Origin of the sequence: Wolbachia endosymbiont (group A) of Sicus ferrugineus (assembly GCF_947251515.1) — a bacterium.
Taxonomy (GTDB): domain Bacteria; phylum Pseudomonadota; class Alphaproteobacteria; order Rickettsiales; family Anaplasmataceae; genus Wolbachia.
On the sequence record NZ_OX366370.1, the window covers coordinates 797,812 to 824,006 of the forward strand.

Annotated in this window: 21 protein-coding genes and 7 pseudogenes; 7 read left to right on the plus strand and 21 right to left on the minus strand. The window is 35.7% G+C overall.

Annotated features, from left to right (window positions below):
* Window positions 1-92: 92 nt before the first annotated feature.
* The 4 genes from OPR24_RS04100 to OPR24_RS04115 all read right to left on the minus strand — a co-directional run bounded on the left by OPR24_RS04100 (window position 93) and on the right by OPR24_RS04115 (window position 4,795).
* A complete protein-coding gene (locus OPR24_RS04100) occupies window positions 93-1,427 on the minus strand; it encodes an alanine:cation symporter family protein (RefSeq protein WP_265032755.1) in 1,335 nt (444 codons plus the stop codon).
* 536 nt (window positions 1,428-1,963) lie between these two features.
* On the minus strand, window positions 1,964-2,467 hold the full coding sequence (locus OPR24_RS04105) for a protein-disulfide reductase DsbD domain-containing protein (protein WP_265032756.1): 504 nt from the start codon (window positions 2,465-2,467) through the stop codon (window positions 1,964-1,966).
* A gap of 287 nt (window positions 2,468-2,754) precedes the next feature.
* Window positions 2,755-4,404, minus strand: coding sequence for a chaperonin GroEL (gene groL, locus OPR24_RS04110; protein ID WP_265032757.1), 1,650 nt, complete (start codon window positions 4,402-4,404; stop codon window positions 2,755-2,757).
* 100 nt (window positions 4,405-4,504) lie between these two features.
* Window positions 4,505-4,795 (minus strand): co-chaperone GroES, encoded by a 291-nt coding sequence (locus OPR24_RS04115; protein ID WP_373457551.1) that lies wholly within the window; start codon window positions 4,793-4,795, stop codon window positions 4,505-4,507.
* 155 nt (window positions 4,796-4,950) lie between these two features.
* On the opposite strand from OPR24_RS04115, the gene ygfZ reads away from it, so the two are divergent.
* The 3 genes from ygfZ to OPR24_RS04130 all read left to right on the plus strand — a co-directional run bounded on the left by ygfZ (window position 4,951) and on the right by OPR24_RS04130 (window position 7,106).
* On the plus strand, window positions 4,951-5,757 hold the full coding sequence (ygfZ, locus tag OPR24_RS04120; protein ID WP_253309649.1) for a CAF17-like 4Fe-4S cluster assembly/insertion protein YgfZ: 807 nt from the start codon (window positions 4,951-4,953) through the stop codon (window positions 5,755-5,757).
* Window positions 5,758-5,906: 149 nt separating this feature from the next.
* Window positions 5,907-6,362 carry a dUTP diphosphatase gene (gene dut, locus OPR24_RS04125; RefSeq protein WP_406833282.1) on the plus strand — a complete coding sequence of 152 codons (456 nt, stop codon included), beginning with the start codon at window positions 5,907-5,909 and terminating at the stop codon, window positions 6,360-6,362.
* Between the two features lie 66 nt (window positions 6,363-6,428).
* Window positions 6,429-7,106: a hypothetical protein gene (locus OPR24_RS04130; protein WP_265032759.1), complete on the plus strand. Its 678-nt coding sequence runs from the start codon at window positions 6,429-6,431 to the stop codon at window positions 7,104-7,106.
* 114 nt (window positions 7,107-7,220) lie between these two features.
* Here the strand turns inward: OPR24_RS04130 and nusB are convergent, their stop codons facing one another.
* Genes nusB through yidC form a run of 3 tightly spaced genes read right to left on the minus strand, consistent with a single transcriptional unit; the run spans window position 7,221 to window position 9,818 of the window.
* Entirely contained in the window at window positions 7,221-7,703 is a 483-nt protein-coding gene (gene nusB / locus OPR24_RS04135; RefSeq protein ID WP_265032760.1) for a transcription antitermination factor NusB, read from the minus strand.
* The gene (locus tag OPR24_RS04140) at window positions 7,703-8,131 is read right to left on the minus strand and encodes a 6,7-dimethyl-8-ribityllumazine synthase (RefSeq protein ID WP_265032761.1); all 429 of its coding nucleotides are present in this window, start codon (window positions 8,129-8,131) and stop codon (window positions 7,703-7,705) included. Before OPR24_RS04140 ends, nusB begins: the two co-directional genes overlap by 1 nt.
* Window positions 8,109-9,818: a membrane protein insertase YidC gene (gene yidC, locus OPR24_RS04145; RefSeq protein ID WP_265032762.1), complete on the minus strand. Its 1,710-nt coding sequence runs from the start codon at window positions 9,816-9,818 to the stop codon at window positions 8,109-8,111. Before yidC ends, OPR24_RS04140 begins: the two co-directional genes overlap by 23 nt.
* Before the next feature lie 113 nt (window positions 9,819-9,931).
* Between yidC and OPR24_RS04150 the strand changes: the two genes are divergently transcribed.
* The gene (locus OPR24_RS04150) at window positions 9,932-10,447 is read left to right on the plus strand and encodes a TIGR02281 family clan AA aspartic protease (protein WP_265032763.1); all 516 of its coding nucleotides are present in this window, start codon (window positions 9,932-9,934) and stop codon (window positions 10,445-10,447) included.
* Between the two features lie 6 nt (window positions 10,448-10,453).
* On the opposite strand, the gene secF is transcribed toward OPR24_RS04150, so the two are convergent.
* The 5 genes and pseudogenes from secF to OPR24_RS04175 all read right to left on the minus strand — a co-directional run.
* A complete protein-coding gene (gene secF, locus OPR24_RS04155) occupies window positions 10,454-11,329 on the minus strand; it encodes a protein translocase subunit SecF (protein ID WP_265032764.1) in 876 nt (291 codons plus the stop codon).
* Window positions 11,330-11,403: 74 nt separating this feature from the next.
* Window positions 11,404-11,559 (minus strand): hypothetical protein, encoded by a 156-nt coding sequence (locus OPR24_RS04160; RefSeq protein ID WP_265032765.1) that lies wholly within the window; start codon window positions 11,557-11,559, stop codon window positions 11,404-11,406.
* Between the two features lie 88 nt (window positions 11,560-11,647).
* A pseudogene (locus OPR24_RS04165) lies at window positions 11,648-12,659 on the minus strand (IS630 family transposase).
* 53 nt (window positions 12,660-12,712) lie between these two features.
* Window positions 12,713-12,970 (minus strand): annotated as a pseudogene (locus OPR24_RS04170) (major capsid protein); the annotation flags it as partial.
* A gap of 76 nt (window positions 12,971-13,046) precedes the next feature.
* Window positions 13,047-13,124, minus strand: a pseudogene (locus OPR24_RS04175) (head decoration protein); the annotation flags it as partial.
* A gap of 255 nt (window positions 13,125-13,379) precedes the next feature.
* Here OPR24_RS04175 and OPR24_RS04180 point away from each other — a divergent pair.
* Complete coding sequence (locus tag OPR24_RS04180) at window positions 13,380-14,777, plus strand: ankyrin repeat domain-containing protein (RefSeq protein WP_265032766.1); 1,398 nt, start codon at window positions 13,380-13,382, stop codon at window positions 14,775-14,777.
* A 119-nt stretch (window positions 14,778-14,896) separates the two neighbouring features.
* On the opposite strand, the pseudogene OPR24_RS04185 reads toward OPR24_RS04180, so the two are convergent.
* The 4 genes and pseudogenes from OPR24_RS04185 to OPR24_RS04200 form a co-directional block, all read right to left on the minus strand.
* Window positions 14,897-15,214 (minus strand): annotated as a pseudogene (locus OPR24_RS04185) (phage portal protein); the annotation flags it as partial.
* Window positions 15,214-16,245 carry a PDDEXK nuclease domain-containing protein gene (locus OPR24_RS04190; protein ID WP_265032767.1) on the minus strand — a complete coding sequence of 344 codons (1,032 nt, stop codon included), beginning with the start codon at window positions 16,243-16,245 and terminating at the stop codon, window positions 15,214-15,216. The gene OPR24_RS04190 and the pseudogene OPR24_RS04185, both read right to left, overlap by 1 nt.
* 26 nt (window positions 16,246-16,271) lie before the next feature.
* Complete coding sequence (locus OPR24_RS04195; RefSeq protein ID WP_265032768.1) at window positions 16,272-16,487, minus strand: gpW family head-tail joining protein; 216 nt, start codon at window positions 16,485-16,487, stop codon at window positions 16,272-16,274.
* Window positions 16,480-17,745: pseudogene (locus tag OPR24_RS04200) on the minus strand (phage terminase large subunit family protein); the annotation flags it as partial. The gene OPR24_RS04195 and the pseudogene OPR24_RS04200, both read right to left, overlap by 8 nt.
* Window positions 17,746-17,826: 81 nt before the next feature.
* Here OPR24_RS04200 and OPR24_RS04205 point away from each other — a divergent pair.
* Window positions 17,827-18,838, plus strand: a pseudogene (locus OPR24_RS04205) (IS630 family transposase).
* A gap of 3 nt (window positions 18,839-18,841) precedes the next feature.
* On the opposite strand, the pseudogene OPR24_RS06460 reads toward OPR24_RS04205, so the two are convergent.
* The 4 genes and pseudogenes from OPR24_RS06460 to OPR24_RS04220 all read right to left on the minus strand — a co-directional run.
* Window positions 18,842-19,726, minus strand: a pseudogene (locus OPR24_RS06460) (phage terminase large subunit); the annotation flags it as partial.
* A gap of 678 nt (window positions 19,727-20,404) precedes the next feature.
* Entirely contained in the window at window positions 20,405-22,234 is a 1,830-nt protein-coding gene (gene typA / locus OPR24_RS04210; RefSeq protein ID WP_265032769.1) for a translational GTPase TypA, read from the minus strand.
* 105 nt (window positions 22,235-22,339) lie between these two features.
* The gene (gene pyrE / locus OPR24_RS04215; protein WP_265032770.1) at window positions 22,340-22,936 is read right to left on the minus strand and encodes an orotate phosphoribosyltransferase; all 597 of its coding nucleotides are present in this window, start codon (window positions 22,934-22,936) and stop codon (window positions 22,340-22,342) included.
* A 3-nt stretch (window positions 22,937-22,939) separates the two neighbouring features.
* Entirely contained in the window at window positions 22,940-24,124 is a 1,185-nt protein-coding gene (locus OPR24_RS04220) for a dicarboxylate/amino acid:cation symporter (protein ID WP_265032771.1), read from the minus strand.
* Window positions 24,125-24,254: 130 nt separating this feature from the next.
* Here OPR24_RS04220 and OPR24_RS04225 point away from each other — a divergent pair, with 130 nt between their 5' ends.
* Window positions 24,255-24,743 (plus strand): hypothetical protein, encoded by a 489-nt coding sequence (locus OPR24_RS04225; protein ID WP_265032772.1) that lies wholly within the window; start codon window positions 24,255-24,257, stop codon window positions 24,741-24,743.
* A 64-nt stretch (window positions 24,744-24,807) separates the two neighbouring features.
* Here OPR24_RS04225 and OPR24_RS04230 read toward each other — a convergent pair whose 3' ends face one another.
* Window positions 24,808-26,133, minus strand: a complete 1,326-nt coding sequence (locus tag OPR24_RS04230; protein WP_265032773.1) for a dihydroorotase — start codon at window positions 26,131-26,133, stop codon at window positions 24,808-24,810.
* Window positions 26,134-26,195: the final 62 nt, after the last annotated feature.

Here is a 26,195-nt window from a genome sequence, read left to right on the forward strand (position 1 = left end):
CCTCTGCCTTTTAGCCTTAGCTAATATAATTATCACGAGAATTGGTTGAATTTTTATTAAGGAAGGTTGTGTTGTTACTCAGATGGCAACTTTTAGTTGGCGCCTAATTTTAAATATCTGTTGCTCATAGTAAACACTTCTGGGTCTTGAAAGGTTAGCTTGAGTATAGCGAGTATGTTGATAAATAACAAAGCAGCAATCGAGATATCAGCGACATCCCATAGCAACCGGACTTTACCCATCGCACCAAGCGGAATGATCACGGTAAAAATTACAATCCAGATTTTAGTGTATTTATTATCCATAGACACATAGCGTATTGTCTGTTTTGAGCAAAAAAACCAAGTAAAAATAGTAGTAAAGGCAAAACAAAACATTATGGCCATAATTAAATAGTCAATATAGGGCCAATTCATAGCTTTTCTAAAAGCAAATATGCACATGTTAGTACTCTCTAAATCAGTGATCCAAGAATCTGTGACAAGCAGTACCATTGTTGTAATAAACACTATAAATGCAACTATAAAAGGCGATATTATTGTGATTAGGCTCTGTTCAATAATAAATTTATTATTATTTTTCTTAGGAACAATTGAAGAGTGCACGATTCCTTCAAGGCCAAGCCCTATATCTGTTGCAAAAATACCTCGCAAAGTTCCGACTTGAATAATAGTCAACATTTCTAAAATCAAACCTAGAGATAAACCAGAGTTAAAGCTACTAGTTGTAAAAAAACTGCTTGTTATTAATTTTAGAGAAGGAAGGATATTTTCACTAAACTTAAATAATATGATACCGCAAAGTATGAGGTAACTTACCGTCATTATTGGTATCATAGCCGATATAAAAATTTTAATTTTTTTTAAGCTGAGAACTGCAACAACAAAAAATATTATGGCCATTACAATGCCACCAATGACTACAGGCACATCTATCATGTTAAGTGGTATTGATAGAGAATTTACCTGAACAAGGTTACCAACTGTTATTGAAACCATCATCATAACAACCAGAAACACAATTGTAGCTTTTCTAGAATTAAATGAATCAGCCATGTAGGCTACAGGGCCACCTATAAACCGTCCGTTCTTTTCCTTTCTGGTTTTTATACTTAGATAACAAGTGACATATTTTATCACAGAAGTGATAACAATAATTATTGCCATCCATAAAATAGAGCCCGGTCCTCCGGTTTTTAGAGCAACAGCAGTTCCTGAAATGTTTCCTACTCCTAAATTTCCCCCTAAGATTGTAAACAGGGCGGCTATAGAAGAAAATTTATTTTCCCCTCTTTTAACTCCAATGAGTGAAAGGGCGTACGGCAATCTAAATATCTGTAGCCATTTTAGTTTAATCGATAGGTAAACACCAGCAACTAGCATGAGTAATATTGTTGGCAGTAATAAAACAAACTTTACTATACCCATTTACATACTAAAAGTGAGTGTTTTGATTTAAGTATACATACAAAAATTGAAAATACCTAACCTATTTTCTATGTATGACTTCGTTTCCGTCATTCTAGAAACCTTTTCTTGTCATCCCAGTGCGTGACACATAACTGTACGAACATTGTAATATGGTACAATGTTAAGACGATGTCATTCCAGTGCTTGACACTGGAATCCAGCTTTTAATGCAACCCCTCACCAAAAATATTGTGTTTTAACATAAGGTTGGCTACTTTTATACTCACCAACTTAGTGTCCAATCTAGATCCCAGTGTCTGGGCACTGGGATGACATCTTTTTTCTTGGTACAAATTACTCTTATATCTCAATGTTCGTACAGTTAGTGCGTGACACTGGGATCTAAATTTTTTTATTATAGATCCCAGTGTCAGCTACTTGGATGACGCCATTTTAGAGGAATTCCCTTATACCACAAGTTCGTACAGATGTGGGTTTGACCATAGCTAGATTCCAGCGTCACGCGCTGGAATGACACCTACCCCATGAGAACTCTATTTTCCATACCATTCATTTATAAGTTTATTGATATCAGAATCTATAAAATCCTTTAGTGGTTGCCTGGTTTTTATCTCAACATTTTTAGGGATGCACCTATCTTTACATATTGCATAATTTATATGGAAGTTAAGGTCAATATACCCTTGATTTGAAAACACATTCATCTTAAAGGGAAATAATACCATATCCTTATATACGTTACTGATAAATATCTCTCTTCCTACTTTATCTCTATGTTCCTTTGAAGTAGGCCAGTAAATATCTATGTTTAATGTGTTACCCTTACAATCAAAAGAAGTGGGAAGACCGAAATCTCCAGAATCTTTATAATATATGTGCCAGCCTGGTTCTATTGTAACCTTTATTGCACCTTTAAGAGTGAGGTTTGCTTCATTTATCTTGCCAATAAGTAAATCAAATTTTGCAATTTCCTCGTCAGCATATAGTTGGGTGCAAGAAAAAAATAAAAACAATATTAAATATATATGTATTTTCATTAAGGCAAATTTCTCCTTTTATAGAGAAAGTGATTTAGATTTTAAGTGTTATATTTAATAGCATTATATAGATTATTTATTAATATAGCATTATGCTAGTATAAATACACCAGGGGTTATAGTTTTCTTATGCTGCCTTTTTGTTATTAGACAACCACAATATAAAGGGGTGAAACGGATGTAAACAGTAGTGCCTTTCTGCACCAAACGTATTATCTTTAACGAATAGTAAAATGTGAGATTTTTTGGAACTACCGTGGAGCAATTGCTCCACGGCTTCACTCTACTCAGAATCCACCCATGCCACCCATTTCTCCTGCGCCCATAGGAGATGAAGCATTTTCTTTGCTTGGTACATCAACTATCATAGATTCAGTAGTAATCAGCACACTCGCAACAGATATCGCTGTTTCAAAAGCAATACGCACCACTTTTGCTGGATCAATCACACCAGCTGTAAATGCATTAGCGTAATTCATAGCCTCAACATTGTATATAAGCTCTTTATCATTCTGCTTAATCAAATAGTCAATGATAACAGCAGATTCAAGACCAGCATTTTTAACTAACCTTCTAATTGGAGCACTGAGAACTTTCTTGATAATGTTTATGCCTATTTGCTCTTCGTCACTTGCACCTTTTAATTTTTCGAGAACAGATGAAGCATAAAGAAGTGCAACTCCACCACCTGGAACTATGCCTTCTTCAATTGCAGCTCTTGTTGCATGCAGCGCATCTTCAACTCTATCTCTACGTTCTTTAACTTCCACTTCAGTTGCTCCACCAACTTTTAGCACAGCAACACCACCTGATAATTTCGCTAAACGTTCTCTTAGCTTTTCTTTATCATAATCAGAAGTTGAAGTTTCAATTTGAGATTTGATCTGCTCGATTCTAGCTTTCACACTGTCAGAATCGCTATTTTCGCTGACAACTGTGGTATTATCTTTAGTAATTTTAACATTTTTAGCAGTACCAAGATCATCAAGTGTCAGATCTTCCATCTTGATTCCAAGTTCATCTTTTATGACGTACTTAGCACCAGTCAAAGTTGCTATATCTTCGAGCATTTCCTTTCTTCTGTCACCAAAACCTGGAGCTTTTACTGCAGCAACTTTTAAACCACCACGCAATTTATTGATAACTAAAGTGCTTAATGCTTCACCTTCGATATCCTCTGCAATAATAACCAAAGGTTTACCAGATTTAACAACAGCTTCAAGAATAGGAAGTAAAGGTTGAATAATATTTAATTTTTTCTCTGTAATTAATAGATAAGGATTATCAAGCTCCACGATCATTTTTTCATTATTTGTAATAAAATACGGAGAGAGATAACCGCGATCAAATTGCATGCCAGTAGTCAGCTCAACTTCTAACTCTTTTGAACCTTTACTTTCTTCAACAGTGATTACACCCTCTTTTCCAACTTTTTTCACGGAATCAGCGATACTGTTACCTATATCCTTATCACCATTTGCAGAGATTATCGCAACTTGCGCTACTTCATCCATTTTCTCTAGAGAAATTGTACGAGACATTGATGCAATTTCCTTTAATATTACATCTTTTGCCTTCTGTATTCCGTTTTTAATACCAACACGATCGTTTCCAGCAGCAATTGATTTTGAAGCTTCCATTATCATGTTGCTAGTTAATATTGAGCACGTTGTTGTACCATCACCAACTTTGTCGTTACATTGAGAACAACTTTGGGCAAAGATGCTTGCTATTGCAGCATTTAGTGGTTTTTCAGGCTTGATACCCTTCATCACCTTATAACCATCTTTTGTAATTTCTGGTGCTCCATAGGGCTTATTAATCCCTACTGTTTTTCCTCTAGGTCCCGCAGTTATTGCTACCGTTGAATCCACTATTGCTGCGACTTCACGAAAGGCTTCTTGTAACTGCTCACCTGATACTACTACATTAGTCATTTTTATCACCTCTTGTTAATAAAAAATTTAGAAAACTATAATAAAACCATTTACAATGCGCTATGTTGCGCTTTGTTTCAGTTTAGTAAAATAAAGACTGCTATTTAATGACAGCAAGTATATCGGACTCTTTCATCACGATAAGCTTTTCATCATTATGTTCTATTTCTGTACCAGCCCATTGACGATAGAACACTTTATCACCAGCCTTTACAGTTAAAGCTATGCGTTCGCCATTTGAGTTGCGTGAACCTTCACCAGTTGCTACAATTTCACCTTTAGTAGGTTTCTTTTCAGCACTTGATGGAAGCATAATTCCACCCTGCTTTTCCTCGCTAATAGGCTTGATCAGCACGCTATCATCCAATACATTTAAACTTATACTTGACATTTGCTTTTCCTTTCAACAAATTAACCTATAACTTTATATATATACTCGTAAGTTAGATTTCAAGGGCTGGAGCTTGTAAAATATGCACCCCAAAAGCATTTTCTAAAAAAGCTTAATGTTATATAATAAATTTTAGGTTTATTTATAGAGATTTCATGAGTTATATACCATTCTTAAGTCGTGGTGTGATAGTGCTATATGGGCCTGACACTAGAGATTTTCTGCAGGGCATTATAACCAATGATATTAATAAGCTGGATAGCCAAAAAGCTATTTACTCTTTATTGCTTAGCCCTCAGGGAAAATACCTATATGATTTTTTTCTTATTGAATATGGTAGATATATTTTCTTAGAGTGCGAAAATGTGCACTTACAGCAAATAATCGAGAAACTAGATTTACTTAAAACTTATTTGAGAGTGAAAATTAAAGACATTAGTGCACTATATAAGGTTGGAGTTTTGTTTGATACTAAGTTGGCGGAGTGTAGTAGTAAGTCACAAGTTATTTTTCAAGATCCAAGGCACAAGCTGCTAGGAATGAGGATCATACATAAAGATGAAATAAAAGAACCGGTTGGAGATTTTATTCAGTATGAAAAAGTTAGAATTAAAAACCTTGTCCCAGATGGAGCAAAAGATATGGTACAAAATTCATCGTTCCCATTGCAATATTTAATCGATAAGGCAAACGGTATAAGCTTTAATAAGGGGTGTTACGTAGGTCAGGAAGTCGTAAATCGAATGAGCAGACAAGAAATATTCAGAAGAAAACTTTATCTTGTTGAGGGGGATAACGCACTTCCAGATATTGGCACTAAAGTGACAAATGAAAATAATGAGGAAATAGGGGAACTGCGCTCTAGTGTAGACAACATTGGACTTGCATTGCTGAATACTCAAAAAAGTCATGCAAATTTATATGTTGATGGGGTTAAGTGCGTTAAGACGTTGTATAATTAAAGTCTTAAGGTAGCGCATATAGAAACGAAAAACTTATTTTATGGCCTAGCGTCAAGCACTAGAATGACATCATTTACGATGTAACATTTATTACTTTTGCAGATACAATTTACATGCTATAATTAAATCTTCATAGTTGGTAAATTGGAGTGCAAAAAATTAAAGTAGAAATAAAAAGATTATCACACGGAGAAGACTTGTCTCTTCCATGTTATGCAACTATGCAGAGTGCTGGTATGGATCTTTATGCTGCTTTGAATGACTCTGCTGTTTTAAATCCACTTGAGAGATTACTTGTTCCAACTGGAATTGTGATTGCAATACCAAACGGTTTTGAGGGGCAAATCCGCCCACGTTCTGGTCTTGCTGCAAAACATGGAATCACTGTCTTAAATTCTCCGGGCACTATAGACTCTGATTATCGAGGTGAGGTGAAGATTTGCCTAATTAATTTAAGTAATCAGTCGTATGAGATAAAAAGAGGAGATAGAATTGCACAAATCCTTATTTCTCCTGTATCTCAGGTAATTTGGGATGACAGAGAAGAATTCTGCACAGAAGAAACCGGTCGCAATGCAGGGGGCTTTGGCTCAAGTGGCAGGTAATTTGCGAAAGAGCTTGACTATGACAGTTCTTTTATACACAATTTAAGCATATTAATATTTTATTAAATGAGGTCGTTTATACTAACTTTCAAAAATCATCGTGGTCAGTTCCACAAAACAAACACTGCACTTGCAACGCTTACTGTTCTGTATTTCGTAGGCGCAGCAGTAGCACTTTCAGCACCATATTGGGTGTCTTCAACTTCCATGCTAGCTCCACTTGCAGCTTTTGCAGCTACACCACTTGGAATGGGTATATTAGCAACTGTTACTATTGCACTGGTTAGTTTAGCAATGTATGCCATCAGCAAAAATAACGAAATATCTGAGTTGAAAGCTTCGAAGCTCAGTGTTAGTAGTGATGATGCACATCTAGTGCTACGAGTATCAAGCGAAGATAGTAAGTTTATTGAAGAGAATTATAAAGTAGGTGACAAATATCGTATAGATTGTGCCAACTCAAAAGGTGAAGTATATCGTATTACCCTTGTTGATCACGTCAAGTACAGAGATCATAAAAATCTGATTTTGCTTGGCAGCACTTATCTCTTCCATGTGTCTTCACTAGAAGTGAAAGATGGTGAGGGTAAATATGTTCCAATAAATGATAGAAGTAAGCAATTGGAAACATTAGGTTTAGGCTTAAGGGATCAGTATCCTAAGGAATTAAGCATTACATTTATGCCAAGCACAGTTGTGCAAAAACCAGCAGCTGAGCAAGGGAAGAACGGAAGAAATAAATAGTTAAGCGAAATAAAAATGGTAGACTAAGTCTACCGTTTTTTTAATGTCAGTTACTTAAATTTATTATGGAAAATTTCCTTAAAAAATAAACTTTTATATAGTTGTGAGAAGCTGCTAAGGATTTTTATTTAATTTAACTGCATCTTTTGCCTTATCCAATAACCCATTAATAAAACCAATTTCGCTTGGTTTATCAAGTAAATCAGATGCAATGTTAGTATATTCATTAATGACAACTGGAACTGGCGCATCACAATTAGCTAACTCACATATTGCAACACGCAAAATAGATAAGCTTATAAGATTTAACCGTGAAAGGGACCAGCTTGGGTGTAAGTAAGACTCTATTATTTTATCATATTCTTCACTGCTTTTTATAACCTTATATAACAAGTTTTCTAAGAACTGATGTTCAAATTCTTCACATTCAAATATATCTTTCAACTTACTTATGTAGTTCTTAAGCTCACAATTTTCCAGTTTAAAAGTGCTTTTGTTGTAACCTACGAAAATATTTGAATAAGCAATTTGTACAGCAAGAAATCTTGCCGTACTTCTTTTTATGCGCCACTTTTTATCTACTGGTTTTTCCTCCATTACTTTAATTTGTTGTATAAATCTATCATATGCAAAACAGTTGAGGCTGCATGGCCTCCAACGTTCTTTTTATTTTTGTCAGCTCTAACTAGTGCTTTATCTTTGCTGTCAGCGGTAATTACGCCCATACCAAGGGGCATTACATAATGCATAATAACTTCATTTAAGCCTTCGATTACTCCTTTACAAACATATTGATAGTGATCGGTTTCACCGCGAATCACGCACCCAAGAGCTAAATAACCGTCATAATTAGCATTCTTGCTTTTGACTGCAAAGAGAATTGTAGCTGGTATCTCAAATGCACCAGGAACTTCAATTATGTCATAGCTTGCATGACTTTCTTTTAATCTATCGACTGCACCTTCAAGCAAAAGGTTCGCTATTTCAGTGTGGTAAATTGAATTAACTATTAGTATTTTCGACATTCATCCCCACTTTTCTTGTTAAAAGCAACTTTATTAATGATTGTTGAATTAGAGTTATAATATTACTAAATATCCAATATATTACCAGGCCGGCAGGAAAAGAAGAAAAAATAAAGACAGAAATGTAAGGTAAAAACTTCATAACATTTACTTGAATATCATCTTTACTGGTTTGATCTTTCTCACTTAGCTTCTGCTGAATTATCATGGTGGCACCGAAAATTATAGGTAAAATGCCTATAGAAATAGGAAAGTTATAATTAAACAACCCAAATAATGTAAAGATGTTCGTTGGGTCAGGAGCTGAAAGATCCTTAATCCATAAAAAAAAAGGAGCATGTCTCATCTCTATAGTAACAAATAATACTTTATATAGAGCAAAAAATACCGGTATTTGTATTAGCATGGGAAAAATGCTCGACATTGGGTTTACATTGTTTCTCTTGAACAACGCAATTGTCTCTTTGTGCTGCTTTAAGCTGTCATTTTTATACAACTCTTTTATACGAGTTAATTCAGGCTGCAGGCTTTTCACCTTGAACATCGAAATATATGATCTATTAGATAAGGGAAGCATCAAAAGTTTGATTACTAAAGTCAGCAATAATATTGCTAAGCCAAAATTTTTTAAAATGAAGTTAAAATATTCAAGCAGTAAAAACACTGGCTTGGTTATAAAATAAAGAACACCAAAATCTACAGCTTTATCAAACAAAGGTATATTGAGAGTATCCTTATAAGAATCCAGTAAATTCAACTTTTTTGCTCCAGCAAAAAAATAATTCACATTAGAAACACTTGCGCCAGGAAGTATGCTCTTGTAAGGTTTGACAAAATCTACTTGGAATTTATCAGTATTATTAACGTTCGTGTGTTTAATGCTTACATTTATTTTATCGGATTTCTCAGGTATGATGGCTGTAAGCCAGTATTTATCAGCAAAACCAAACCAATTTTTTTCACTTGAGCTTGCTTTTATTAAATGTTTCTTAGAGATATCCTTATATGTCCACTCCTCCAGTTTATTATCAAATGCACCCAGTACTCCTTCATGGGATATCCAATAAGATTCGTTGATATTGTCACGTTTACGGTTAATTCTACCATAATGAACCAAAACTACATTATCTTTTGTATTGTTTTCAATAATTTGCTCAACTTTAAACATGTAATTATCGTCAAGGCTAATTTTCATTCTAAATAAAATGCCATTTTCATTATCCCAAAATAAATTGACCTCTTTTTGATTGAGTTTATCTGCTTGCCAGACTGTTTTAGAATCTGGAACTTTAATCTTTTCATTCGGATCGAGCCACCCAAATTCTGCGAAATATACATCTTTTGATTCTGCAGGTGACAGTAACACCACTTGTGGAGAAGAAGAACTCGGTTCTAAGTAGTAGTTAGTTAAGATTAAGTCATCAAACCTTGCACCTTTCAAAGAAATTGATCCTTTAATCATGTTATTGATTAAACTAACCCTCTGTTCTCGAGTGGAATTAATAATTTCAGAACGATTTTGGTGTATTATAGGAGTAAGGTCGTTAAAAGATTCGATATGTTCAATATTTTCAATCAATGGCTGGTTTTGGTTTGCACTAAAAAAATTATCATAAATAATGCGCCAAGATACCATGATCAACATGGAAAGGATAGCTGCTAAAATTAAACTTTTTGCTTCTGACATGAAATTAAATCGAACATATCTTCTTAAAGTGTATATTAAATATTGTACTAAAACAATAAAATTTACTTATTTTTAATAATAACTTTTAACGCTAATCTTCAAATTTTAACAATATGAACGCGGTGAAAAATCTAGTTATTTGGTTACTAATAATAGCCGCCACTTCAATGCTTATTGATTCACAAAGGGACAAACTAAGCGACAGATTTCTCAGTACTTTTTTACCATATAAAGGGAGAATTCAGAATAGTGGTCAGAATAGTGGAAGTATCGAATTTACGAAATCATACGATGGACACTTTTATATTCAGGCTCAGGTCAATGATCGCAATATAACGTTTTTGCTTGATACCGGAGCAACCGATATTGTTCTATCACAAAAAGACGCATTACATGTTGGTATTAACTTACAAAACGTTCAGGATTTTAAAATATATGAAACTGCGAAAGGTCAAATAAAAGCTAGTGTTGTTCACATCCCTCAGGTTAAAATAGGGAATTTTTTAGTTAATGATGTACAGGCGAGCGTTAACGCTCATTCTATGTCTCATTCACTACTTGGAATGAGCTTTTTAAGGTATTTTCATTTCACTATAAGAGATAATAAGTTGATATTATACCGCGACTAAACACTTCTACAATCTACTTATCAAAGCTCTGTAGGTTAATATAGGAGCAGAAATAAATATTGCAGAACAAGTACCAATCAAAATACCAAAAAAAATGATCAAGCTGAAGTCTCTCACTGCATCTGTGCAGATTAATGTCAAAGGAAGAGCAGCAAGAAGGGTTGTACCCGAGGTTAATATAGTGCGAAATAATGTAGCGTTGATACTTGCATCTACCATCTCACTCATCCGCCCACTTTTACCACTCTTGCAATACTCTCGAATCCGATCGTATATAATTACTGAGTTATTGATTGAATAACCAATGACAGTGAGGAGAGCTGCAACTGATGAAATATTAAACTCAATGCCAGTTAGGCTAATAAAACCAATAGTTAAAACCACGTCATGAATCAGTGCTGTTATTCCACTGAATCCACATTGCCAATTAAATCTAAACCAAACGTAAAAAAATATTCCAACAATTGCGATCAACATGGATAACATTCCTTCAAATATTTGTGTTGAGCTTATTTGTGGGCCAACATAGTCTATTTTACGATAGCTTATTGAGCTTCCCAGCTTTTTTTCTAGTATGCTTTTTATCTTTTTGATTTTATCTTCATCTCCTTCATCTTTAAAACGCATGACTAAATTATCACCCGCTTTTGAACTCTGCACTGTAAAACCATTTTCTTTTAATGCATCAAGAATAGAGTGATTCTCATCTGAAGATTTTATCTCTATCAAAATTCCGCCTGAAAAGTCTATGCCTAAGTTCACTCCACGTAACACAACAATGAGCATTGAAAAGATGATAAAAATAATGCTAATTAATGCAGTCAAATCCCTATATTTACTAAACTTGATATTGAGGTTATCTGGAATGAGTCTAAGTGCCATGCTATTTACTTAAAATAATCACTTGAATTTTATATACTTTTTAAAAAATTCACTAGTTTATTCTGTGATTGGAGTCATGCAATTTCATCAGTTGATAAACCAGTTATTTGGGAGATAACATCGATAGAAACGCCCAATATAAGTAGATTATTAGCAACTTGGATCCTCTCTGCTTTGTTAACCTTTTCTTTGGTAACCTTAATGCCTTCGCAAAAAGATTCGGCTAACACATTGAATCTATCCCGTGCTGCTTGGCCCTTAATCTTTTGATATTCTCTTATTAAACTTGATAGTTCTTTTTCTGTCTTATACCAATTCTCATTGTTGGTCAGTCAAATAGGAGAAATTGCAGAGTTGTTTAATTGTGGAGCTGGCAAGAGAAGTAATAAATTTGCACAAAGCACCCTAAAGCAGAGCAATTGTATCGTATATTTTATTGCGCAAAATGTTCTGTTTTATGTATAACCAAAGCCTCTCAACAGGATTGAGTTCAGGTGAATATGGAGGTAGGTATATAATCTCAATATTTTTAGCTACCTTTAAATTTTTTGACTTATGCCAACTAGCACAGTCCATAACAAGAACAGCTTCTCTTGTCCCTAGATATTGCGACATTTGCTCAAGAAATACATTCATGCAATCAGTGTTAACATTTAGTGCAAATAAGCTAAAACTCTCTCCATTTTTAGGATTAACTGCACTGTAGAGATAAAAATTATGCCTACCTAATTTTATTTTAACCCGAGTCCTAGTGCCTTTTTTAAACCATCCATGCCCAACTTTCGAATGTGTGCCAAACCTTGATTCATCAAAGAAAAATAGCTCTTTTTCTGGATACTTGCCAATAACTTCATTGAGATTTTTTTTTGAATTCCTCTTGTTTACTTTTATCTTGTACGTTGTGTACTGGTCTTGGTGTAATATATGAAAATTTCATCTTTTGCATATGGCGGTGTACTGTAGATTTGCTGATATTTAATCCGAACTTTTCCTGGATTCTTATTCTCATTTCTTTAATGGTAATATTAGGATTTTCTTCTATACATGCTTCAATTTGCTGTAGTTGAGCCTGATTTAATTTAGTTTTTCTACGGCGTGATGGAGGAGCAAACAGTTTTTCTTCTCTGCCAAATTTCAAGAGTTTTATCCACGAAGTTAGTGCGCTTCTTGAAATTCAATATATTTTTGCTACAGCCGTTATACTATGCTTTTTTGCCGCAATTACAGCATTTAGTTTTTTTGAAACATATGCATTGTTCCTTACTTTCTTCAGCATTTCTTTTGCTGATTCTACTACTTTTTCATCCAATAATTTTGATCTTAATGCCATTTATACCTCGCTACTTCACTTACTTTAGTATGGCTTTTTTCCCATTATTGTTTATCCGTTCTTTGTATAGTGGGAATTGGTATTATTTTTTGTTTTCCTCGTTTTCCCACTGTTGCTGGTGCTCTCGGAACTTGCGTTGGTAATAAACTCAATACTCCGTTTTGCTCTTCTATCTTAATATGTCGAAATCTTACCGATCTACTTGGAAATAAATTTAAATTTTCGACGCGACCATAATTTATCGGCAATATATTTATTGCTTTAGTTAATTCCGTCATACTAAATGCTGGATTTGTAAATGGATTTTGCATTCTTTCCCCCTTTCCCTTTAATGCTGTGTGTTTTAAGTTGTTTGGTAGCTCTGCTCTTCAGTTAGGCAGTTGGCGTTTAAACTCCCTTGCGGATGATGATTCCTCGTGCTTCAAGTTGCTTTATTGCTGCAGCTTTTTGCTCTTCAGTTATATTTGTTAACTGTAGCCTTTTATCCTCTCTTAGTTCTTTTGATAATATTTGCTGTTCTGTTTTTTGCTCTGCAGCTTGCATAAAACACCTTATCTTGACAATTAATGCCATTTATATTGAACAATTACATAATGTGCAAACATTTTTTTACATAATTTAATTTGTAGAAAGTTTTGCCTCAAATGCTTTTTAATTGACTCTCTTCTACAGGATAGTCATAATATATTATTTAGTCACAAGATTTAAGGGGGGAATAATATGGGTCTGCTACATGAAATATTAGAAACATTAAATAATGACCAGAATTTAGACTCGAGTAATATAGTTGAAAAAATAAAACAAGAGTTTGAAAGGAAAATGGATGAGCTGTACTCACAATGGGATACTTGCAAGTATGAATATAAACTATATGAGAAAGAATATCAATTATGGGAGGGTAATAATTTTTCATTGGATTGTCAATTTGATAGCTATCATCTAGGAACAATGCTGCACATTGCTGCTGAAAATGGCTATGAGAGAATCGTGAAGCACCTAAAAGACAGAGGTGCAGCTGTCAATTTACTTAATAAGTATAAGTATACACCTTTGCATTATGCAGTAAAAAGAGATGACAAAGATATGCTCAAATATCTACTAGGAAAAGGTGTTGACATAAATTGTGGATGTGGAATTTTATGTGTTGCTGTTGAAGTTGGTAATAAAGACATGGCCAAGTTCTTATTGGACAATGGAGCAAATATCAATGCAAAAACTGAGGTACGTGAAGAAACTTCTCTACACATTGCCATCAAAAAAGCTCGTGTTGCTCTTCAACAGGGTAATATTCCCGATTACGAAAAGTATGTAGAGATAATAAAATTCCTCATAGAGAGAAAAGCAGATGTTAATGCAGTAAGTCAACATGGGTCTACACCTTTAGGTTATGCGATCGGCAGTAGAGGTATAGCAGAGCTATTGATCAAAAATGGTTCTAACATTGATTTTCAAGATGAAGATGGCGATACTCTTTTGCATAATGCTGCCCATAATGGCAATATAGAAGAAATAGAATTTCTGACGGAAAACAGTGCAAATACTGATATCAAAAATGCACAAGGAGTTACTCCTCTACATAGAGCTGCTATAAGATTCCAAGTAGATACAATAAAGCTTTTGGCAGCAAAAGGAGCAAAAATCGATATAATAGATAATCTTGGACAGACTCCATTACATATAGCTGCCCATCTAGGTTCAGAGAAAACAATATTAGCCTTAATAGAACTTGGCGCAGATCCTTGGTTAGAGGATAACAATGGTGCAACTCCAATAGACCATTATGTGTATGAAAGGCAAGCTTGGCAAAGCCGTGTTGATTGGGGTTTCACACAAGACCGTCCTCGTGAAACTGGGTACTTAATGAAGTTAAAACAAGCATACAATAAAGATCTCTTTGTTCGTTATTCAACACTGTTACTGGGTGCTGTAGCAGCAATAACACTTTTCACAACTGGTAATATTACACCCGATGCACCACGTATGATAGGCGCAGCAGCTATAGTTACAGTAGCAGCACTTGCAGCTGGTCGTATTACATATGAAGCGTTTAAACCCAGTACTAAAATGGCAAAAGTAGAATATGAGCGTTTTGTAGCAGCACAGCAATCACCGCAGTAGTCTATTTCTAAATAAAAAAACTGTTGCATTATATCTCATATTATGGTAAGCCTAGCGTTAGGTGGTTCATATGAGGTAAAAATGAAAAACATTATCATCGCAGGCTCTGGTCCTGTTGGTTTATCTGTCCATCTCAGCCATAATTCTTGCACTTTTTTCCGAAACTCTGCATCTTTCGCTTTTGATTGCGGTTTTATTCCTGTTCCAACGCAATTACTCACTATCGTATCGATGATGTTTGCTGCATAGGAGTTCTTTCTTACCATATCTCGAGAGCGGCTACGTAAGTGCTCAAGGCTGTGAGAGAGTAAGCTATTTATGCTTCCTACTTCTGGTTGAAAGTGCAATAATCTCCTTCCTGAGCCTGACGCATCCCATGCTGAACCTTTAGGCTTTGGTGGTTTGCGGAATAATTGTTTAAATGATTTCAATAACATTACTTTTCCTTGTCTGAAACTTTAGATAACTCAGCTTCTAACTCTTCTATTGTTGGCAAAGCTGTTTTGATGTTTTCTGGTAGATTTTCAGTGATTTGATATTCTGCAAGACCTATTGGTTTGGTCATGTCTCGGAGTGCATATTCAGCAAGTACATTATCTTTAGATTTGCATAAAATTAATCCTATTGAAGGGTTATCTGTTGAGTGTTTTATCAAGTCATCAACCATTGATAAGTAAAAATTCATCTTTCCAGAATGTTCTGGTTCAAACTCAACTGCTTTAATTTCTATTACTACAAAACACCTAAGCTTTAAGTGATAAAATAGGAGATCTAAGTAGTAATCCTTTTGTCTAACTGTTAAATGGTATTGGCGCCCAACAAAAGAAAAACCAGCGCCGAGTTCCAGTAGGAATTTCTCAATATGTGCCACTAACCCTTTTTCTATTTCTCTTTCATGAGCGTCTTTGCCTATACTTAAAAAATCAAAAATATATGGATCCTTAAGAGTTTGATTTGCTAGATCTGATGTTGGATAAGGCAGTTTTTCTTTAAAATTTGTAATTGCTTTACCTTGCCGTTTATGAAGGCCAAGTTCTATTTGATGTATCATTATAGCACGTGACCAACCATACTCTGAAGCATTTCTTATATAAAATAGCCTTGCTTCGTGATCTTTTACTCGCTCCATTAAAACGACATGATGATACCATGGTAATATTCCAGCAACTTGCTGGAGAAATTCAGGATTAGGATAAATCTCCGCAAAACGCCTCATATTATGCAAGTTAGCAATACCAAATCCTTTCATTTCAGGGAATTCAGCCTTTAAGTCTCTACTTAACTGCTCAATTACTTTAGATCCCCAACCCTGACTCTTTTGTTTTTCTAGAATCCGCGTTCCAATATAATGATAAAGCAGTAGCAGTTCCTTATTTACTGTTCTTGCTGCCTTATAACGACTAGTAGCAATATGTTCTTTCAACTGCTCTAAAAATTCTGTATATCCTTTTCCTATAATTTTTGTCATAGTGTTCCTTTCAACGATTTTTATCATTATATGATCCCTTTATTCGTTGAAATAACAATCTTTCTCTTCGGCTTCACACCTGCGATTTTCAATTCAGATTTAATTCGTTGTCTTAAGTCCAATAGATCTTTTATCTGTACTTCTCCGTACCGAACCACATGGTCACCATATGCAATTGAGACAACCCTTTCCCCCCTCTGTAGCTTCCTTATCGCTTCTTCTACTTGTGCTAAACTATACATTTTTCTCGCTTAGCCACTTGCTCTTTCTCACTCTTTTTGACATTTTAGCTTTTTTACCTGTTAAACTTTCCCATTTACTTTCTGGCCAACGATCAATCCCCAGGGCAATAGACGCAGCTCTTGCGTAAACTCTGCAATCTAGTACTTCATTTCGGTCTCTTATCTTTTGCCACTCTTGCTTGGTATACCCTTTTACTACCTTGGTAATTAGTTGTTCTGCAGTAAGTTGCTTAAAATATTCAGGTGGATATTCGGGAAAATGACAATACCCCGGCGCCCCTTCTGTTAAAACATTAAGTAGCTGAAAAAGCTCGGACTTTAATATCGATACTCCAACTGGCCACAGCTTCATTCCTCTCTTTAGCTTTTGTCCACTAACTGTGACATCAACTCTACTTGGGCTGCTCAGTGGCACTAGCGCTTTGTTTGCCCCTTTTACTGCCATTACTCTCCCTGACCCTTGGTGACCTCTTACCCAGTTGTATACTTCTTGTGTTGCATACCCAGCATCTACCGCCATCATGCTTATCATGTATTCAAGCCCATTTTCACCGATAAAATGATGATTTAATAATTCCGAAAGTTTTCCCCATACTTCTTCTCCTCCCGGATCTCCTTCAAATACCTGGTAGTCTATTGACCAACTTTCTCGGTTTTTTCCCCATGCTACTACTTCTACTTCTAACCGATCTTTTTGCACATCAACCCCTGCCGTTAACACTATTTTTCCACCTTTTGGCACCGTACCTATCGGAAAATTTTCTCGACGCTCAAATAGTTGCTTCCAGTCTGGTACTTCTCCTTTGTCTACCCAGGTTTCTCCGAGTGTTGTATTTATCCAAACTTTCAGTAATTGCTCATTTTCCTTTGCATGAAGATAATCTTCCACTGCTTGTTTCCAACTATACCAGCCAACTGGGCTATACAAGCTCGATAAATGAAACCCTTTTTTTTCACCTTTTATTGGATTAGTAGGCCTCCATTCACCTCTAGCTAGCATCTCTGTTTTCTGATGATTTTTTATTTCTCCCCTACACTCTATGCAAACGTAGTGGGCTGTTGAGGGTTCTTTATCTTCCCACTTTATCTGTGGCCATTTCAGCACCTGATAGTGATCACAATGTGGATAAGGTACAAAAAAGTAACGTTTGTCTGAACTCTCAAATTCCTTCTCTATTCTGCTGATTCCATGAACTGTTGGTGTTGAAACCAAAAAGATTTTTCTCCGTGTAAAAGTATTAGTTCGGGCTATACTGATACCAATTCCCACTATACAAAGAACGGATAGACAATAATGGAAAAAAAGCCATACTAAAGTAAGTGAAGTAGCGAGGTATAAATGGCATTAAGATCAAAATTATTGGATGAAAAAGTAGTAGAATCAGCAAAAGAAATGCTGAAGAAAGTAAGGAACAATGCATATGTTTCAAAAAAACTAAATGCTGTAATTGCGGCAAAAAAGCATAGTATAACGGCTGTAGCAAAAATATATTGAATTTCAAGAAGCGCACTAACTTCGTGGATAAAACTCTTGAAATTTGGCAGAGAAGAAAAACTGTTTGCTCCTCCATCACGCCGTAGAAAAACTAAATTAAATCAGGCTCAACTACAGCAAATTGAAGCATGTATAGAAGAAAATCCTAATATTACCATTAAAGAAATGAGAATAAGAATCCAGGAAAAGTTCGGATTAAATATCAGCAAATCTACAGTACACCGCCATATGCAAAAGATGAAATTTTCATATATTACACCAAGACCAGTACACAACGTACAAGATAAAAGTAAACAAGAGGAATTCAAAAAAAAATCTCAATGAAGTTATTGGCAAGTATCCAGAAAAAGAGCTATTTTTCTTTGATGAATCAAGGTTTGGCACACATTCGAAAGTTGGGCATGGATGGTTTAAAAAAGGCACTAGGACTCGGGTTAAAATAAAATTAGGTAGGCATAATTTTTATCTCTACAGTGCAGTTAATCCTAAAAATGGAGAGAGTTTTAGCTTATTTGCACTAAATGTTAACACTGATTGCATGAATGTATTTCTTGAGCAAATGTCGCAATATCTAGGGACAAGAGAAGCTGTTCTTGTTATGGACTGTGCTAGTTGGCATAAGTCAAAAAATTTAAAGGTAGCTAAAAATATTGAGATTATATACCTACCTCCATATTCACCTGAACTCAATCCTGTTGAGAGGCTTTGGTTATACATAAAACAGAACATTTTGCGCAATAAAATATACGATACAATTGCTCTGCTTTAGGGTGCTTTGTGCAAATTTATTACTTCTCTTGCCAGCTCCACAATTAAACAACTCTGCAATTTCTCCTATTTGACTGACCAACAATGAGAATTGGTATAAGACAGAAAAAGCATAGCTCCCAAGTTCAACCTTTATCATCTCAATTTCTTCTTTTCCTCCATCTAGGGGATATAACAACTGATCTTCTTCTCTTGAAAATAATATTATTGCAGGTGCAGCGCATAATGCTGTTGTATTATACAACCGCCTGGTTGCAGTTACTTGGACGACAGGAACAGGAGGCGCTGGCTTTTTGATTGAATAAGTAATCTCCTTATTTTTAGCTATTATTGGCAAACAAACATGGTGCCATATGTTTTTTGGTTTGGAGAGAAGGTGCCCGGTCAAATCTTCCTGATGTAGCCTATTCATCACAAGAACGATTACTCCTTTTTTTCTGTCGTTAAGCCTGGTTACTAAAGTCTGATCGAACCAGTTTGTAACACGCTTTCTAAACGTTTCACTCAAAGCTTGAGCGGGACTCAGTGGATCATCCACGATGATGAAATCTCCACCTTCACCGGTTAATGTTCCTCCAACGGACGTTGCGATTCTAAATCCTCTCTGCAATGTTTGGAATTTGTATTTGGTATTCTGATCTTTGGATAGTTCTACTTCTGGAAATAGCTTTCTATACCAACTAGATTGTATTATACACCTTGTATCGAGCGAGTGTTTTTCGCTGAGCAGCCGAGAGTAACTTGCAACTATTATTCTTGCAGTTGGCTGATTTCCCAGTATCCACGCGGGCCACGCAACGCTTATGCACATGGACTTCATTGAACGCGGAGGCATATTGAATATTATTCGCCTCATTTTGCCAACGTTTGCCGCTTCAAGTCTGTCTGCTATGACTTTTATATACTGATAATCATTATACTCACACCCCGGCACTACCGTTTGAAAGCATAACTTAATGAATTTTAGAAAGTTCATGTGTGTATTTTAGTGAGCTGCCACCCCAGCATCCTCTCCCTATCATCCCAGTGCCCAGACACTGGGATCCAGTTTAGCTATAAAATTTAAGAAAATATTTAAGCAAACGAAAAAAAAGGCAAAAGAAGCCCTGGTCATTGTCTATTTTCAGTATTGGCGTTTTTTTATGTTTTAAACGTTTAATAACCGCGACTCAGCTGCTTTTTAATGCAACTAACCTTTAGTCATAAATGTTTAAGAAATTTACTAAGCAGAAAAAAAGGCAAAAGAAATCCCGTGTTAGCTAGTTGTCACTCTCTAATCCTGCAAATTGGCGTACTATACTGTCTTAAACGACTTATAAGCGCGTTTCAGCTTATATAGGTAAAAACCCAGAAATGTTGTGAAGACATAAGGTGCACATAGTGCAAAAAATTAAAAATAAGACGCCAACTACGTTGTTTTCTTGCTGTTTAATCTGCACAGATGAAGATAAATGAATACCTTCAGTTTTATGATAAGGGGGCTGGCAAAATGTGTCAAGCAAGTTTTTCGTTTCTGCGGGCTACTTGAATAACGGCTACAATGTTTGTACAATTGTGCGTCATGCGCTGACCCATTTGTTGTGCTTAACAAAAGCAAATGTTCGTACAGTACGAACTGGAATCTGTTACGAAAATTACCTGCAAAAAGAAACCTCTACTCCTTATTCTTTGCCCTTCCTGCACGCTTACGTTCATTTGGATCAAGGAATTTTTTGCGTAAACGTATAGATTTTGGAGTTACTTCCACCAATTCATCATCATCTATATACGCTATCATATCCTCCAGTGTCATTATCTTTGGAGGAGTGAGTTTTATGGCTTCATCACTACCTGAAGCTCTTACGTTTGTTAATTGCTTACCTTTTAGCACGTTTATCTCCAAATCATTGTCACGGCTATGCTGGCCGACAACCATGCCACAATATACCTTATCCTGTGGCTTGATAAACATAATTCCCCTGTCTTGCAAATTGAAAATTGCATACGCCACAGCCTCACCCTTATCTGTAGAAATTAAAACTCCATTGCGCCTTCCAGAAATTGGACCTTTATGTGGAGCATAACTATGAAATAAACGGTTAATTATGCCTGTGCCCCGAGAATCAGTTAAAAACTCTCCTTGATAACCAATTAATCCTCTTGATGGCACTAAAAACGTTAATCTTGTCCTGCCATTGCCAGAAGGTCTCATGTCAGTCACTTCACCTTTTCGAAAGCTGAGTTTTTCCATGATGATTCCACTATATTCATCATCTACATCAATTACTACTTCCTCTATAGGTTCAAGTTTTTTGCCATCCTCCTCTTTGAATAGCACTCGAGGGCGTGAAACAGAAAGCTCAAAACCTTCTCTTCTCATATTTTCAATCAGCACTCCAAGCTGCAACTCACCACGTCCACCCACTTCAAATGCTTCGCCACTTGGTGCCAAAGTTACAGTAATTGCAACGTTTGTTTCTGCTTCTGCATATAAACGATCTTTTATAACAGTTGAGGTAAGTTTTGTTCCCTCTTGCCCAGCAAAAGGTGAGTCATTAACGCTTATAGTAATTGCCATTGTTGGCGGATCAACTGGAGTTGAGCTGACTGCAGTTGTAACTCCTGGTGCTGCTATAGTGTCTGAAACTGAAGCTTTCTCAAGTCCTGCAATGGCAATTATGTCACCTGCTACAGCTTGCTCTACCGGAATACGTTTCAAGCCAGAAAATGAGAGTAACTTAGTTAATCTCCCTCGTTCAATTACTTTACCGTCCAGATCAAGTACCTTAAGATCTGAATTGACTTTTGCAACGCCCTGATAAACCTTTCCTGTCAATATTCTGCCAAGAAACTTATCAGACTCAAGTAGAGTGACCAACATAGCAAAAGGGGCATTTTGATCATAAACAGAAGGTTTTATATAATATATAACCGTTGAAAATAATGGGCTTAAATCTTTTCTTTCATCAGAAAGCTCCTTAGCACACCAACCATTTCTACCTGAAGCATACAACACTGGAAAATCTAGCTGCTCGTTGGTTGCATCAAGGTTAAAAAATAACTCATATATTTCATTTAATACTTCATCAATTCTGCTGTCTGGTCGGTCGACCTTATTGATTATCACAATTGGCTTCAAATTTGCTTTTAGTGCTTTTGACAACACAAATTTAGTTTGTGGCATGGGACCTTCTGCAGCGTCAACCAGCAGCAACACGCCATCTGCCATGCACAATACCCTTTCTACTTCTCCACCAAAGTCCGCGTGCCCTGGCGTATCAATAATATTGATCTTTTCATCGCCCCACATTATTGACGTGCATTTTGCAAGTATTGTAATCCCACGTTCACGTTCTTGATCACCACTATCCATCACTCGTTCTTGAACTTCTTGATTCTCACGAAACGTGCCACTTTGTTTTAACATGTTATCAAGTAAAGTAGTTTTACCGTGGTCAACGTGTGCGATTATTGCTATATTACGGATCGATTTAAATTCGTTCATTTTCTATCATTTCAAAATTAATTTAGTAATAAGTATACATAAAATACACTTGGAGTAAATAACTAAAGCTGTGTATAAGTGCTGTGTTTCCAAGATATTATAGGATTACTTTGTTAAATATTCTCTACTCCCAGGTTTTGTTATGGGTAGTTGTTTTAATTCACTTGGAAGTTCTTCCTCGCTGTAGTTTTTGATGTTCAGTTCAATCAAAGATATGACAGGAAAAGGCAGTTTCGTTTCACTATTCCTCTTTATTAGAGAAGCTTCAGCAATGACTTTACCTCCCTCCCCTTCTGCACATTTCACTGCTTCAAGTGAAGATTTGCCTGTGGTTATCACATCCTCGATAAGTAATATTTTCTCACCCTTTTTGATCTTAAATCCACGGCGTAATTCAAACTTGCCATTAACGCGCTCGCAAAACATTGTCTTTATTCCAAGCTGCCTGCCAATCTCATAACCTACAACTATTCCGCCAATTGCAGGAGATAATATTAAATCTATGGAGCTATTTAATTCTTTTTTTATTTTATCTGCTAATAATGCACAAACTTTCATGGCTCTGCTTGGATTTTCAAAAATCTTCGCACACTGTATGTATGTGTCACTATGCAGTCCGGATGATAAAACAAAATGCCCATGCAAAATTGCTTCTGCTTCTTTAAATTCTTTTATTATTAGGTTGTTTTCGTCTAATATCATTTTTTAAGTTTCACTATTACATTCTTTATTAATTATCCGAGTGATACAAATATCAGACCACACGTTTATTGCAGTTTCAAACATATCGATGATTGTATAAATAGGCAAAATCAGTCCCATAATATGCAGAGGAACATTCATCGACATGAGATAACTGGTTGCCATAAAATAGCACCCCATCGGCACTCCAGCGTTACCAATTGCTGCACTAGTTGCTAAAAAAATCCATATAAACATTTCGCTTAAGGAAAATGCGCATCCATTCATCTCTGCAACAAACATTACAGTGATTAGTATAAATGCAGCACACGCATTCATATTAATTGTTGTGCATATTGGTAAAATAAAGGACGATAATTTCTTTGGCACCTTTAGCTTATTTTGCACACAGTCTATAGTTGTTGGCAATGTTGCACTGGATGATTTAGAAAAAAACGCAAGTGTGAGTGCCGGCATAACCCCTTTCAGCGTTTGAATTGGTGATATGCCTTTATACCACATAAGTAGCGGTAAAATCAGAAATGCCTGCACAAAATTTGCAGACATTATGCAAACAAAATACCATAAAAGACTGTAGAACTCGCTACCACCTTTTAATTCGTGCAAAAAACATGTAATAAAAGACCACACAGCAAGTGGAACAAGCTTTAGTAACCCCTGAGCAATTTTAAGTAACGTATCGAAAAGTGCAGAGAATATTTGATGTAATATGTCCTGCTTTTCTTTTGAAAGTGAAACAATAGCTCCACCCATCAAAAAAGCGATCAATATGCTACCAATAACGTTATTTTCAAGAAAAACTTGCACAAAATTCGAAGGAATGAGTGATTTTAAGTATGAAAAGTAACTGTAATTGTTATTATCCAAACTTCCTATCGTGTTACATATGAAATTTTTTTTCACTGGGTCTATTAGCAGGTAAAACAATAATGCAACAAACGCAGCTATAATAGTTGTAAGCAGCGTATAAAATAGTGTTTTCTTAACTAAGGTTTTAATTTCGATTGAGTCTTTAAGTCCTAAAATTGTGGAAACTATTGATAGAAAAACTAAAGGTAAACTTATTAATTTCAACAAACTAACAAATATGTCACTAAACAGCTTTGCTATTTCAAATATAATCTCACTGTTTAAATAGTAAGCAACTATTGCAAACAGTATAGAAAAGAGTATTGCAAACTTGTGCATTGAAAATAAAACTTCAAAGTAACATTATACAACAATTTTGCTGTTTTGGAATCAGATTGATAGACAAAATAACTTAACAAATAATGAGAAAATAGGCTATACTTTATTATGAAACATTCCAAGGAGAATCATGAGTATAGAAACACTTGAGATAATAACATTGGTTGCGGGAGCAACATTAGTAGCAGGTGGTACAATAGGGTATATTACAGGTCTTATTGGTTCTGCGCTAGGTTTTACAGCTTTTTTGCCCATTGTTTTAGGCAGTGCCATTATCGCTTCTGCAGCATTATCCTCTACATTAATTTTTTGGTCACTTTATACGTTATATCAGGCAGGCCACGAAGAGCTACTTGAGTTATGGAACTTATCATATATTTCTGGCATAGCAATTGGAGTTGGTCTTGCTGCATCTGTGAATACTGTTTCCCTTGGTGGGTTGTCAGCAACTGGAATAGGTATAATAGTAGGAATTAGTACACCACTTTTAGCAGGTATTGCAGGGGAATGTATAAAGTTTACAGCTAAGAAAGTAAATAACTATATTATACAGCCTATAGTTGAAAAAGTAAGAGGATGCATTCATTCGGAAACAGTGGAATTGGCTAATATTTCTTAATTTAAATTTAGGTGCACTTAGCCCATTCTGGTGATAACAAATTGGAATAGATAAGGTATGATAACTAAATTTTCTGTGAGTATATAGTTTTGCCAGACACAACAGTACGTACCACGTGCCCTTTTACTTTGCGCCCATCGAAAGGGGAATTCTTTGATTTACCAGCAAAGTTGTCAGTTTTAATTTCCCATTCATGATTGAGGTCAACTAAAATTAAGTCTGCAGCAAGGTTTTTTTGTATACGACCACGTGATACGTGTATTATATCTGCAGGCTTATATGTCAATTTTGCAAGCACATCAAATAGACCCATTTGCCCACTGTGGTAAAGTTCAAGTGAAAGGGGCAGCATTGTTTCAAGGCCAACAATACCAAATGCAGCATTTTCAAGTGGAAGATCTTTAGAATTACGATCATGCGGAGCGTGATCAGTTGCAATGCAATCAATCACACCTGTCTTTAAACCTTCAATCATAGCTAAACGATCTTCTTCAGTGCGAAGCGGCGGGTTCATTTTTGCAATTGCTCCATGTTGTTTTACTATATTTTCAGTCAAAGTGAAGTGATGAGGGGTTACTTCGCACGTAACATTTAATCCCAAATCTTTTGCACATTTAATAGCATCAAGTGAATCTTTTGAAGAGATATGTAAAATATGGTAGTGCACATTTTCCATATCTTTCATGAGCAGTATATCGCGACTTACTATAACCGATTCTGACGCACTCAAGATTCCCTTGACTCCCAATTCTTCAGAAATTTTACCTTCGTTGATTGCACCACCTGCTGATAAATTTAAATCTTCTGCATGTTGAGCAATAGGAACACCCAGCATACTTGAATAAAGCAGCGCTTGTCTCATAATCATTGGGTTCATAACTGGCATGCCATCATCAGTGAACCCAACCGCACCTGCTTCCTTTAAAAGTGCCATTTCAGTCAACTTTTCTTCCGAAGTGGTGATTTTAGCGTAAAATTCAACGTTTACATGCGAAGTTTCAAGTGCTCTATATTTCAAATATTTAGCCAAAACAACGCTATCAATTGCTGGAACAGTGTTCGGCTGACAAACTACAGTTGTAACGCCTCCCGCAGCTGCAGATTTGCTGCCTGTATATATAGTTTCTTTATGTTCTTGGCCTGGTTCACGAAAATGTACGTGAATGTCAATAAGGCCTGGCATTAGAACAAGCCCTTTACAGTCTATTGTTTCATCGACCCCACTTGTTGAAAATAATGATTCACCAAAGTCAATAATTTTATCCCCTTCAGTCAATAATGAACCTTTTATATCAAGTTTAGTTTCCGGGTCGATAATACGAGCATTAGTATACGCAATTTTATAGCCTTCCTTTTGCCCTGTTTGCAACAAATTCCAAGTTTGAGTCATTATATTTGAGTATCGATTATGCAATAAATCTAAAGTTTTTTTAACAAAACACAACCAAATTA